Below are 11,836 nucleotides of genomic sequence, written 5' to 3'. Positions count from 1 at the left end.
TCGGGAGGAACTCCCGGCGACGGACCGGCGTTTGCCGGGTCGAGAACGCGTGCCGCCCTTCGGCACGCGGCGACGCCCTGACGGCGTATCGGTGAGGTCCTTGGAATGGTCGAGAAGCTTCCCAATCAGAACGCGCGCCAGGGCGAGCGCGGCAAGTCGGTGCTGTGGGTGCTGGTCGGCAGCCTCGTGCTGCTCGCGGTCGCCACGATCGGCCTGCTGACGTGGAACGGAGCCAACGCGCCGAAGGATTATGCCAGCCAGAGCCAGGACGCATCGCGCAAGGAGATCACCGGGTCGGTGACGGGCTCGAGCAATGCGCCGGCGTCGAGCAACAGCGGTGCCGTTCCGGCCGGCAACCCGACCTACCCGCAGCCGGCCCAGCCGAGCGCCAACGGCAACCAGCCCAAGTAGGCGATGAAAGCGACCCGGCCCGCGCTCAGCGGGTCGGGACCGGCGTCTCGCCGCGATAGTCGTAGAAGCCGCGCTTGACCTTGCGGCCAAGCCAGCCGGCCTCGACGTACTTCACCAGCAGCGGGCACGGTCGGTACTTCGAATCCGCCAGACCCTCGTAGAGCACCTGCATCACCGAAAGGCAGGTATCGAGGCCGATGAAGTCGGCGAGCTGCAGCGGGCCCATCGGGTGGTTCGCGCCGAGCCGCATCGCGGTGTCGATCGATTCGACCGAGCCGACGCCCTCGTAGAGCGTGTAGATCGCCTCGTTGATCATCGGCAGCAGGATGCGGTTGACGATGAAGGCTGGAAAATCCTCCGACATCGTCGAGGTCTTGCCGAGCTTTGCGATGAACGCCTTGGCCGACTCGTAGGTCGGGTCCTCCGTGGCGATGCCGCGGATCAGCTCGACGAGCTGCATCACCGGCACCGGGTTCATGAAGTGGATGCCGATGAAGCGCTCCGGCCGGTCGGTCGAGGCGGCGAGCCGGGTGATCGAGATCGAGGACGTGTTGGTGGCGATCAGCGCATCGGGCCGCAGCGACGTGCACAGCGTCGAGAAGATCTGCCGCTTGGTCGCCTCGTTCTCGGTCGCGGCCTCGATGACGAGGTCGCAGGGGCCGAGGTCGTCGTAGCTGCGGGCGGCGACGATGCGCTCGCGGACGTCGCGGCGCTGTCCCTCGTCCATCGTGCCCTTCGAGACCTGGCGCGCGAGGTTGCCGTCGATGTTGGCGAGGCCAGCGTTCAGGCGATCGGGATCGCGGTCGTTCAGCAGAACGTCGAGGCCGGCCGCTGCGCAGACGTGAGCGATGCCGCTCCCCATCTGCCCGGCACCGATGATGCCGACCCGCTTGATATCGATGCCCATCTGTCGATCCATGCCCCCGACGCCGACGACCGAAGCGGTTGTCGAGCTGCCCTACGCCGCACGGCCCACCATCCGACGCGAAAGCTGGAAGGACTGTGCGGCGTTTCTTTTAGACCCTTCGTCAGCCCAAGTGGAACCCGTCGCGCACGCGATCGCGCGACGGGTTCGACCGGGTGACCCGATCCGACGACCTTCGGATCGCGACGAACGACTTCAGTTGCCCTTGGCCTTGCCGATCTCGGCCTGCAGTTCCGGCACGATCTGGAACAGGTCGCCGACGAGCCCGTAATCCGCCACCTGGAAGATCGGCGCGTCCTCGTCCTTGTTGATCGCGACGATGACCTTCGAATCCTTCATGCCGGCCAGGTGCTGGATCGCGCCGGAGATGCCGACGGCGACGTAGAGGTCGGGCGCGACCACCTTGCCGGTCTGGCCGACCTGCCAGTCGTTGGGGGCGTAGCCGGCATCGACCGCGGCGCGGGAGGCGCCGACGGCGGCGCCGAGCGAGTCGGCCAGCGGCTCGATCAGCTCCTTGAACTTGTCGGCCGAGCCGAGCGAGCGACCGCCGGAGACGATGCTCTTGGCCGCCGCCAGCTCCGGCCGGTCGGACTTGGCGATCTCCTCGCCCTTGAAGGTCGAGCCGCCGGCAGGGGGCGCCGCCGCCGTCACCGCCTCGACGGGGGCCGCCGCTCCGCCCTCGCCGGTGGCCTTGAAGGCGGCGGTGCGGACGGTGATCACCTTCTTGCCGGCGCCGGCCTGGACGGTCTGGATCGCGTTGCCGGCATAGATCGGGCGCTCAAACGTGTCGGGCGACACGACCGCCATGATGTCGGAGATCTGCGCGACGTCGAGCAGGGCGGCGACGCGCGGCAGGATGTTCTTGCCGGTGGTGGTCGCCGAGCACACGATCGCGTCGTAGGGCTCCGCGATCGCGACGATCAGCGCGGCGACCGGCTCGGCGAGGTCGTGGTCGTAGGCCGCGTCCTCGGCCAGCAGCACCTTGTCGACGCCGTCGAGCTTGGCCGCCGCGTCGGCGGCGGCCCGGCTGCCGGCGCCGACGACGAGGGCGTGGATGGGGGCGCCGAGCTGCTTGGCGGCGGTGAGCGCCTTCAAGGTGCCGTCCTTGATCTCGGACTGGCCGTACTCGACGAGGAGGAGGGTGGTCATCGGTTCAAACCTCGGATCTCGGATGAGGCGCGCGCTCGACCGGATGCGGGAGCGCGCGCTGCGGGACTAGATGACGTTGGCCTCGGTCTTCAGCTTCTGCACGAGCTCCGCGGCCGAGCCGACCTTGATGCCGGCCGAGCGACCCGGCGGCTCGGCGGTCTTGAGGACCTTCAGCTTCGGGGTGACGTCGACGCCGAGGGCGTCGGGCGCCATCTCCTCGAGCGGCTTCTTCTTCGCCTTCATGATGTTGGGCAGCGAGGCGTAGCGCGGCTCGTTGAGGCGCAGGTCGGTCGTGACGATCGCCGGGAGCTTGAGCGACACCGTCTGCAGGCCGCCGTCGACCTCGCGGGTCACGTCGAGGCTGCCCTCGCCGGCCTCGATCTTGAAGGCGAAGGTGCCCTGCGGCCAGCCGAGCAGCGCGGCGAGCATCTGGCCGGTCTGGTTCGAATCGTCGTCGATCGCCTGCTTGCCGAGGATCACCAGCTCCGGGTTCTCCTTCTCGACGATCGCCTTCAGGATCTTGGCCACCGCCAGCGGCTCGCAGACCGTGTCGGTCTTCACCAGGATCGCGCGGTCGGCGCCCATGGCGAGCGCGGTGCGGAGCGTCTCCTGGGCCTGCTGCGGGCCGATCGACACCGCCACGATCTCGGTGACCTTGCCCTTCTCCTTCAGGCGGATCGCCTCCTCGACGGCGATCTCGTCGAAGGGGTTCATCGACATCTTGACGTTGGCGAGCTCGACCCCGGAGCCGTCGGCCTTGACGCGGATCTTGACGTTGTAATCGACGACCCGCTTGACGGGCACCAGAACCTTCATGGCGGTCTACTTCCTCCGCGGCCGGATTGTTGTGATCGGCGAATTTCGGAGCGCCTTCGCAGGCGGCTCGCACAGGGCGCGGACCGTAACGGCCACATTTCCGCCTTGTCAACGCGGCGCGCGCACGCGCTTTCGAAAAGCCGCGGACGGTCGGCGAAGGGAATTCGGATCGGCGGTACGGCGGCGGGAGCGGATCGGCCCGGGCCCGCCCTAGCGGTTCTTGCCGGGCACCCAGAGCACGTCGTCGGCGCCGTCGGCGTTGGCCGCGCGGCTCGCCACGAACAGGAAGTCCGACAGGCGGTTGAGGTACTTCAGCGCTTCGGGCGAGACGATCTCGCCCTCGGTCGCCGCAAGCGCGACGGCGAGCCGCTCGGCCCGGCGGCTGACGGTGCGGGCGAGGTGGAGCGCGGCGGCGGCCGGCGAGCCGCCGGGCAGCACGAAGGACTTCAGCGGCGCGATGTTGGCGTTGAGCGCGTCGATGTCGGCTTCGAGCCGCGCCACCTGCGAGGCGACGATCCGCAGGGGCTCGTAGGCCGGCGGCGCGTCGCTCGGGGGCGTCGCAAGGTCGGCCCCGAGATCGAACAGGTCGTTCTGGATAGCGCCGAGCATCGCGTCGATGCGCGGCTCGGCGTGCTGGCGGGCGAGGCCGACGCAGGCGTTGGTCTCGTCGACGGTGCCGTAGGTCTCGACCCGCAGGTCCGCCTTCGACCGGCGCTGGCCGTCGGCCAGGGCGGTGGTGCCCTTGTCGCCGGTGCGGGTGTAGATGCGGTTGAGGGTGACCACGGGTGCGCCGACGCTTTCAGATCAGAAGACGTAGCCGAGCTTGCAGATCAGAAGGTGTAGCCGAGCTTGCCGCCGAAGTTGGTCAGGCCGCGGTTCTCGCCGCACAGGCCGGCATTCGACATGTGCTCGACGGTCGCCATGATGCTCCAATGCTCGGTGATGCGGAAGCCGAGCGCCGCGGCCTCGCGGAACAGCGGCGAGCAGCCGAGCGAGTTGAAGCCGTACGGGGCGAGCGCCTTCGGGCCGGTATAGCCGTTATGCGCGGCGCCACCGAAGAAGCCGTCGATGAAGACGCGGCGGTCGAAGGTCTCGGGGAAGAGGTCGACCGACCAGGTCGCGCCGAGATAGGCGTAGCTGGTCCGGCCGCCGGTGTTGTAGCTGCCGCCCACCGTCGGGCGCGGCACGAAGGCCTGCCAGAACGGATCGGCGCTCACCAGCGGCTTCGAGAACAGGATCTCGCCGTTGACGTTCTGCTTCTCGAAGCCCGGGAGCTTGCCCTCGGCGCTGCCGGGATCCTGCACGGCGCCGCCGATCCGGACTTCGGAGACGATGCTGAGGGGCTGCACCGGCGGCGCGTAGGCCGCGGGCCGCGGCGCGTACCCGAGATCGGCTGCCGCGACGGGCGAGGCGATCGCGAGGGCAAGAGCGCCAGCGACGAGACGATGCGAGGAGGACTTCATGCGGGGCGGATCCGGTTGAACCCGGAATTCCTAGCATGGGCCGGCCTGCCGGGGGCGCCGTTTCATCCGGCCCGCGCGCGAATGCGCCCCGGTGCGGCCCGGCGGTCACAGTCCCGGGCCGCCCCGATCCATCAGGCCGAGCGCCACCAGGCCACGCCCATGATCACCAGAATCGCCACGAACTGCAGCAGCACGCGCAGGCGCATCAGGCGCTGGGACAGGTTGGCGTCGCCCCCGCGCATCATGTTGGCGAGGCCGAGGAGGAGGATGACCGCGACCGCGAGGCAGGCGACGAGGACGACGGAGTTGCCGGACATGGACGGACGATCTCGACTGCGAGCGATTCAGCCCTTGTAGGCGCTTCGCCGGGCGAACGGCAGGGGCGATGCGACGCGGGCCGCGCCCCGGCTCAGTTCCGGCGCAGCAGGCGCTCGAAGTAGTCGAGCTCCTCCTGCGAGCGGGTCGGGTCGCCGAGCTTGCGCCGCAGCTCCTCCATGATCCGGCGCGCCCGCTGCACCGCCGATTCGTCGGCGGTCGGCACGCGCACGCGGCCGTCGCTCATGTCGCGCCCGCGGGTCGGGCGGCCGAGCGGGTCGTCGTCCTTGGCACCGGCCTGTCCCTGCTGGCCGGGCTGCTCGCCGTCGGGCTTGTCGCCCTGGCCCTCGCCCTCGGCTTCGGCCGATTCCTGCATCTGCTGCTGCATGCCGTCGGCACCGCGCTTGAGCCCGTCGAGGGCGCGGCCCTGCGCGTCGACCGCGTCGCCGTCCTGGCCGTCCTTCAGCGCGTTCTCGGCCTCGCGCATTGCATCCTCGGCATCCGAAAGGCCTTCCTCGCCCTTCATGCCGTTCTCCTTCATGCGGTTCTGCAGGTCCTGCAGGCGCTGGCGCAGGGCCTGCTGGCGCTCGCCGACCCCGCCCTGCTGGCCCGGCTGCCCCTTGCCTTGCTGGCCCTGGCCCTGCTGCCCCTGCTCGCCTTGACCTTGCTGGCCCTGGCCCTGCTGGCCGGGGCTCTGCTGCCCCTTCTGCCCGGGCTTCTGCCCCGGCTGACCGCGGCTTGGCGGACGCTGGCCCTGCTCGCCGCCGGGCCTCTCCTGGCCTTCCTTGAAGGTCTCGTCGCGCAGGCCCTGCTGCTCGCGGGCCATCTGGTCGAGCTCCTTCATCTGCTTCTGCATCTCGCGGGCGGTCGGGTCGGACTTGCCGCCCTGCTCGGCGCTCTGCAGGTTCTCCAGGATGTTGCGCAGCTGCTCCATCAGGCGCTGCGCCTCGGCCGTGTCGCCGCGCTTCATCGCCTCGGCCATGTCCTTGAGCATCTTGTCGAGGTCGTCCGGCGTCACGCTCTTCGATGGCTGGCCCTGCTTGTCGCGCGAGCCCTGGTCGCGCGGCTGCTTGCTCTGCTTCTCGGCCAGCTGCTTCATGAACTTGTCGAGGGCCTGCTTGAGGTCCTGGGTCAGGCGCTGGATCTCGTCGTCGGGCGCGTTCTTCTCGATCGCCTCCTTGAGCCGGTCCTGCGCCTGCCGGAGCTTCTTCTCGGCGTCGGAAAGGTCGCCGTCCTCGATCTTGAGGGCCATCTCCCAGAGCAGGTCCGCGACCTCGGTGAGCGCGGCATCGTTGCCGGCCGCCCGCAGGCGCCGCGCCGCGGTCTTCAGGCCGAGGAACACCCCCGGCTGCGGCGTGAACATCTCGGGCGCGACGAGCAGTCCGTCGAGCGCCATCTGCACGCGGGCGCGGCCCTCGTCCGGCGTCACCACGAGGCGACGGCGCTCCTCGGCCAGCGCCCGCGCCAGCGGATCGCGGAAGGGGCGGGCGGGCAGCACCATCTCGATCGTCGGCGTGCGGCCCTCCTGGCCGGCCTCGTCCTTGACGAGATAGGTGAAGCGCACCTTCGCGCCCGACCATGGGTTGTCGGTCAGGTCCACGAGCGTCTTGGTGTCGGTCTCGCCGCTCGCATCGCCCGGCAGCGCCAGGGCGATGCGCGGCGGCGGCACAAGCGAGCGCGTCCCCTCCAGCGGCTCGACGATCCCCTCGGCCGAGGCGATGCCGTAATCGTCCTTGGCGCGGTAGCTCAGGTTGAAGGTGCCACGCCCGTTCACCTCCGGGCCGTTGACCGCGTGGACCTCGGGCGGGGTGTCGGGGATCGCCTCGACGATCAGGCGCTGGGTCTGCCCCGGCGCGGCGATGGTGAGCTCGGCCGTCGGCCCGACGATCTGGAACCGGTCCTCGCGCAGGTCGGGTCGCGGCTCCTTGCCGGGCACGGCCTTGAGCCCGGCATTCGGCGTCAGCACGGTCTGCGCCGGGCTCTCGCCGGCGATGCGCACGATCAGCTGTGAATTCACCGGCACGCGCAGGCGCTGCTCGCCGCCCGACATCGCGACCGCGAGCGGCGGAAGCCGGGTGTAGAGCGGCGGGTCGATCCAGCCGTCGATGCGGTAGTTCGGGCCGGCCGAAGCGGCCTCGCGCCAGTCGAAGGCGCTGCCGAGGCGCTCGCGCCATTCCGGGCCGGCGACGAACAGGCTCGCCACCGCCGCGACCACGAGGCCGGCGCGCAGCGCGAATGGGTCGTGGCGCGGCATGCCGGGCCGCGGCCGGCCGACGCGCAGCGTCGCGACGGCGCTCGCCGCGCGCGCCTGATGCAAGGCCCAGAGCGCCCGCGTGTCGGGATCGGTGGTGCCGACGGCGAGCGTGTCCTCGATCGTCGAGGCCGAGGCGTGAACCAGCGTCGCGTCGCGCGCCGCCGCCTCGCGGTCGATGCGGGCGAGCGCGGCGCGCCGGTCCGTCCGGCGCAGCCGAGCGAGTGGGGCGAGCACGGCGACCAGCGCGGCACCGAAGGCGACGAGGCCGACGATGCGCCAGGTGGCGGAGAGATCGAGCCAGAGGCCGAGCCAGGAGACGGCGAGGAAGGCCAGGACGACGCCAAGGCCGCGCCACAGCACCGGCCAGGCCCGCTCCCACAGGCCGGCGGCGTTGGAGCGCGCCACCAGCCGGTCGAGCCGTGCGGCGGTGCCGGATCGCTTCGGATCGTTACTGCTCACGCCCGCAATCGCCTCGCCGCCCTCGAACCAGCACGTTCGTGCAGGCAAGCTAGCATGGTGCGCATCGTGCACGTGCGGGTCAAATCCGCTCAGGGCGGGTCGGTCGTCCTCAGTTGTGCGACTGGATGAAGTTGCGCACCAGCGGGTAGGTCTGCCCCTCCCACTTGCGGCCCGAGAACACCCCGTAATGGCCGACGCCGGCCTGGAGGTGGTGGCTGCGCATGTGCGGGGGCAGGCCGGTACAGAGGTCGTGCGCCGCCATGGTCTGGCCGACGGCGCAGATGTCGTCGCGCTCGCCCTCGACCGTCATCAGCGCGGTCTTGCGGATCGCGCGCATGTCGATCCGGTTGCCGCGATAGGTCAGCTCGTTCTTGGCCAGGGTGTAGTCCTGGAACACCGTCTTCACGGTCTCGATGTAGAACTCCGCCGCGAGGTCGAGCACGGCGAAGTACTCGTCGTAGAACCCGGCGATCGCGTCGGCCTTCTCGACCTCGCCGTTGGCCATGTGCCAGAACAGGTCCGCGTGGCCCTGGACGTGGCGCTTGGTGTTCATCGAGACGAAGGCCGAGACCTGGACGAAGCCGGGATAGACCCGGCGGCCGGCGCCCTTGTGGCGCCGCGGCACGGTGGCGATCAGGTTCTTCTCGAACCACTCGATCGGCTTCGAGGTGGCGAGCGCGTTCACCGAGGTCGGGCTGATGCGGCAATCCACCGGGCCGGCCATCAGCGTCATGCTGCGGGGCGTGGCCGCATCCTTCGATTCCGCCATCACCGCGGCGGCGGCGAGCGCCTGGACGGTCGGCTGGCAGACCGCAAGCACGTGCGCGCAGCCGCCCATCGCCCCGAGGAACTGCACGAGGTGCCCGACATAGTCGTCGAACCCGAACGCGCCGTCGGAGAGCGGCACGTCGCGGGCGTTGTGCCAGTCGGTGATGTAGACGTCGTGGTCGGGCAGCAGGGTCTTCACCGTGCTGCGCAGCAGCGTCGCGAAGTGGCCCGAGAGCGGGGCCACGACCAGCACCTTCGGCTGCTCGGAATCGATGTCCTTGCGAAAGCGCAGCAGGGTGCCGAACGGCGTGACGAGGACCGGCTCCTCGACCACCGAAACCTTGCGGTTGCCGACCGTTACCGCCTCGATGCCGAAGGACGGGCGCGCGAAGGTCAGTCCGGCGCGCATCATCATGCGGGCGCCGGCCGACATCCAGTTCACCGGATCGCCGAAGGCGGTCCAGGGCGAGACCGCATCGTGCAGAACGCGCCCCCAGGCCCGCGTCTGCTGGGCCAGGTCGCACTGCATCTCGAACGCGTCGTACAGCATGGGGCGGGCACTCGTGCGCGACCGGCCCGACAGGCGGGCGGTCGCGGCTTCGGGATGGGGCTGATACGCCGCTTCGTGCTGCATCATCATGCGGTCAGGATCAGACGGGCGCGCACCCACCGCAACCGTCCAAAAGTACGAAGCCGTCGGCCTGTGTCTTCGCAGTACCACGTTTGACGGCGCCGCGCTTGTCAGCTCGTGCGCCGCCATGCTCAACCGCTGGGATGATCGACGGAGGAAGGCCCGCGGCCGGGCAGACCAAACGCTATGCCCTCAAGCGCGGGGCGATCCTCGATGCGGCGGCACGGCACTTCAATGCCCGCGGCATCCGCGGCACGGCGCTGAACGACGTCGGCGGCAGCGTCGGGCTGATGCCCAACAGCATCACCTACTATTACCGCCGCAAGGAGGACCTCGCGGCCGCCTGCTACGTCAGCACGATCGCGTGGCACGAGGCGCTGCTCGCCGAGACGGCGGCGCTCGCCGATCCGGCAGAGCGCCTCTCCGCGTTCCTGGCCGCCTACTTCCGCGACCTCGCGGCGATCGAGACCGGGGCGCGGGCGCCTCAGGTTCGGCTGACCGACATGCGCGCGCTGCCCGAGCCGCAGAGCGCGGCGGTCTACGCCGCCTACAACGCCTTCTTCCGGCAGGCGCGCGCCGCGTTCTTCCCCGAGGCCGCCTTCCCGGGCCTCGACCGCGACGCGTTGCGGGCACGGACGCACCTCGTCGTCTCGGTGGTGCACACGGTCCGCGCCTGGATCGACCGCTACGAGGCGGCGGATTACCCCCGCGTCGGGGCGCGGATCGCCGATCTCCTGCTGCACGGCTTGGCGAGCCCGGAGAGCCGCTGGAGCGGCGACGCACCGGACCCGATCACGGCCCAGGGCGACCCAACCGAGCCGTTCCTGCGGGCGGCGACGGCGCTGATCAACGAGGAAGGCTATCGCGGCGCCTCGGTGGAGAAGATCTCGGCGCGGCTCAGCGTCACCAAGGGCTCGTTCTACCATCACAACGACAACAAGGACGACCTGATCGCCCAGTGCTTCGCGCGCACCTTCGCCATCCTGCGCCGGGAGCAGGAGGCGGCCGAGGCGGCCGGCGGCACCGGCTGGACTCGGATCACCGCCTGCGCCCGTGCGCTGATGCGCCACCAGGTCTCCGAGGGCGGCCCGCTCCTGCGCTGCACCGCCGTCGGCGCCCTGCCGGACACCCTGCGCGCCGAGATCCCGCTGACCATGCGCCGCCTGTGGGAGCGCCTGGCCTTCCCGATCGGCGACGGCATCGCCGACGGCTCGATCCGCGCCGTCGACCCGTCGATCGCCGCGCAGGTGGTGAGCAGCATGATCGACGCCGCCTCCGACCTCGACCGCTGGTGCGACGTCGCCGGCGCCGATGCGGCCGAGATCTTCGTGCGCCCGCTGTTCATGGGGATCCACGCGGCCGCCGATTAGCGCGTGCCCGGGTCCTCGGATCGCGTCAGGCCGCGATCAGGCCGCCGTCGTCGGCGACGCGGCGCAGGTGATAGGGCGTGTCGCCGAACTGGTACTCGATCATCGCCAGGCGCTTGAAGTGGTGCGCGCCGATGTACTCCATGGTCATGCCGATGCCGCCGTGGAGCTGAACCGCCTCCTGGCCGAGGAAGCGGCACGCCTTGTTGACCTGCACCTTCACCGCTGAGAGGGCGGCGGCACGCTCGGCGGCATCGCCGGCCTCGACCATCATCGCCCCGTAGATCGCCATGGAGCGCGCCTGCTCGAGGGCGATCAGCATGTCGACCGCCCGGTGCTGCAGCGCCTGGAAGCTGCCGACCGTGACGCCGAACTGCTTGCGCGTCTTGAGGTAATCGACGGTCAGCGCATGCAGCGCCGACATCGAGCCGAGGGCCTCGGCCGCCAGCGCCGCGATCCCGTGCTCGGCGACGCGAACCAGCAGCGGCAGGCCGCCCTCGGGATCGCCGAGCACGTCGCCGCCATCGACGGCCACGCCGGCGAAGGTCACCTCCGCGGCCCGGCCGCCATCCTGGGTCGGATAGGCCTCGACGGTGACGCCCGGCGCATCGGCCGGCACCACGAACAGGCCGATCCCGTGCGGGTCGCGGCGCTCGCCCGAGACCCGGGCGCTGACGACGATCAAGCCGGCGGAATCGGCGTTCAGCACGACGCTCTTCTGCCCGTCGAGCACGAAGCCCGAGCCGTCGCGGCGGGCCCTGGTCGCGACATCGTGAAGGTCGTAGCGGGACTGCCGCTCGGTTTGGGCGAGGGCCAGGCGGGTCGAACCCTCCACGATCCCGGGGAGCCAGCGCGCCTTCTGGGCCGAATCGGCGCCGAGCCGGATCGCGGTGGAGCCGAGAACGCCGCTGGCGAAGAACGGCTCGACCGCGAGGTTCCGGCCGATCGCCTCCATCACGATCATCGTCTCGACGGCGCCGCCGCCGAACCCGCCATCCTCCTCGGAGAACGGCAGGCCGCAGACGCCGAGTTCGGCGAGCTTGCCCCAGCTCGGCTCTGAGAACCCCAGAGGCTCGCGGGTCCGGGCCTGGCGCGCCTCCAGCGACGGGTAGCCGTCGGCGCAGAAGCGCTCGACGCTGTCGCGCAACAGGTTCTGCTCGCCGCTGAAATCGAAGTCCATGGTGTTATCCGTTCGAAGCCGCAAAGAGGCTTCCGAGAGAAACGCGGGTCCGCTCTCCCGTGCGGGAGAGGGCAGGGTGAGGGCTCCAGGTCTTTCCG

At 70.5% G+C, this 11,836-nt stretch carries 11 protein-coding genes; 2 read left to right on the top strand and 9 right to left on the bottom strand.

Annotated elements, in window-relative coordinates; all coding sequences use genetic code 11:
* Window positions 1-105 precede the first annotated feature (105 nt).
* A complete protein-coding gene (locus MKK64_RS12795; RefSeq protein WP_147842947.1) occupies window positions 106-411 on the top strand; it encodes a hypothetical protein in 306 nt (101 codons plus the stop codon).
* Between the two features lie 25 nt (window positions 412-436).
* Here the strand turns inward: MKK64_RS12795 and MKK64_RS12790 are convergent, their stop codons facing one another.
* The 8 genes from MKK64_RS12790 to MKK64_RS12755 all read right to left on the bottom strand — a co-directional run bounded on the left by MKK64_RS12790 (window position 437) and on the right by MKK64_RS12755 (window position 9,110).
* Window positions 437-1,318, bottom strand: coding sequence for a 3-hydroxybutyryl-CoA dehydrogenase (locus MKK64_RS12790; protein ID WP_147727480.1), 882 nt, complete (start codon window positions 1,316-1,318; stop codon window positions 437-439).
* Between the two features lie 213 nt (window positions 1,319-1,531).
* A complete protein-coding gene (locus tag MKK64_RS12785) occupies window positions 1,532-2,485 on the bottom strand; it encodes an electron transfer flavoprotein subunit alpha/FixB family protein (protein ID WP_243935308.1) in 954 nt (317 codons plus the stop codon).
* 66 nt (window positions 2,486-2,551) lie between these two features.
* The gene (locus MKK64_RS12780; RefSeq protein ID WP_147842944.1) at window positions 2,552-3,301 is read right to left on the bottom strand and encodes an electron transfer flavoprotein subunit beta/FixA family protein; all 750 of its coding nucleotides are present in this window, start codon (window positions 3,299-3,301) and stop codon (window positions 2,552-2,554) included.
* 210 nt (window positions 3,302-3,511) lie between these two features.
* Window positions 3,512-4,084, bottom strand: coding sequence for a cob(I)yrinic acid a,c-diamide adenosyltransferase (locus MKK64_RS12775; RefSeq protein ID WP_147728509.1), 573 nt, complete (start codon window positions 4,082-4,084; stop codon window positions 3,512-3,514).
* Between the two features lie 47 nt (window positions 4,085-4,131).
* Complete coding sequence (locus MKK64_RS12770; RefSeq protein WP_147728508.1) at window positions 4,132-4,764, bottom strand: acyloxyacyl hydrolase; 633 nt, start codon at window positions 4,762-4,764, stop codon at window positions 4,132-4,134.
* Between the two features lie 131 nt (window positions 4,765-4,895).
* Complete coding sequence (locus MKK64_RS12765; RefSeq protein WP_147728507.1) at window positions 4,896-5,081, bottom strand: twin transmembrane helix small protein; 186 nt, start codon at window positions 5,079-5,081, stop codon at window positions 4,896-4,898.
* A gap of 92 nt (window positions 5,082-5,173) precedes the next feature.
* The gene (locus MKK64_RS12760; protein WP_243935306.1) at window positions 5,174-7,792 is read right to left on the bottom strand and encodes a TIGR02302 family protein; all 2,619 of its coding nucleotides are present in this window, start codon (window positions 7,790-7,792) and stop codon (window positions 5,174-5,176) included.
* A gap of 109 nt (window positions 7,793-7,901) precedes the next feature.
* The gene (locus MKK64_RS12755; RefSeq protein ID WP_243935576.1) at window positions 7,902-9,110 is read right to left on the bottom strand and encodes a polyhydroxyalkanoate depolymerase; all 1,209 of its coding nucleotides are present in this window, start codon (window positions 9,108-9,110) and stop codon (window positions 7,902-7,904) included.
* Between the two features lie 224 nt (window positions 9,111-9,334).
* Here MKK64_RS12755 and MKK64_RS12750 point away from each other — a divergent pair, with 224 nt between their 5' ends.
* Complete coding sequence (locus tag MKK64_RS12750) at window positions 9,335-10,561, top strand: TetR/AcrR family transcriptional regulator (protein WP_147726367.1); 1,227 nt, start codon at window positions 9,335-9,337, stop codon at window positions 10,559-10,561.
* A gap of 25 nt (window positions 10,562-10,586) precedes the next feature.
* On the opposite strand, the gene MKK64_RS12745 is transcribed toward MKK64_RS12750, so the two are convergent.
* Window positions 10,587-11,738 carry an acyl-CoA dehydrogenase family protein gene (locus MKK64_RS12745; protein WP_243935304.1) on the bottom strand — a complete coding sequence of 384 codons (1,152 nt, stop codon included), beginning with the start codon at window positions 11,736-11,738 and terminating at the stop codon, window positions 10,587-10,589.
* Window positions 11,739-11,836: the final 98 nt, after the last annotated feature.

It is taken from the genome of Methylobacterium sp. E-025, assembly GCF_022829705.1.
In the GTDB taxonomy this organism is placed as follows: domain Bacteria; phylum Pseudomonadota; class Alphaproteobacteria; order Rhizobiales; family Beijerinckiaceae; genus Methylobacterium.
Note: the sequence above shows the minus strand (reverse complement) of the source record. Positions and strands in the feature narration are given on the sequence as shown.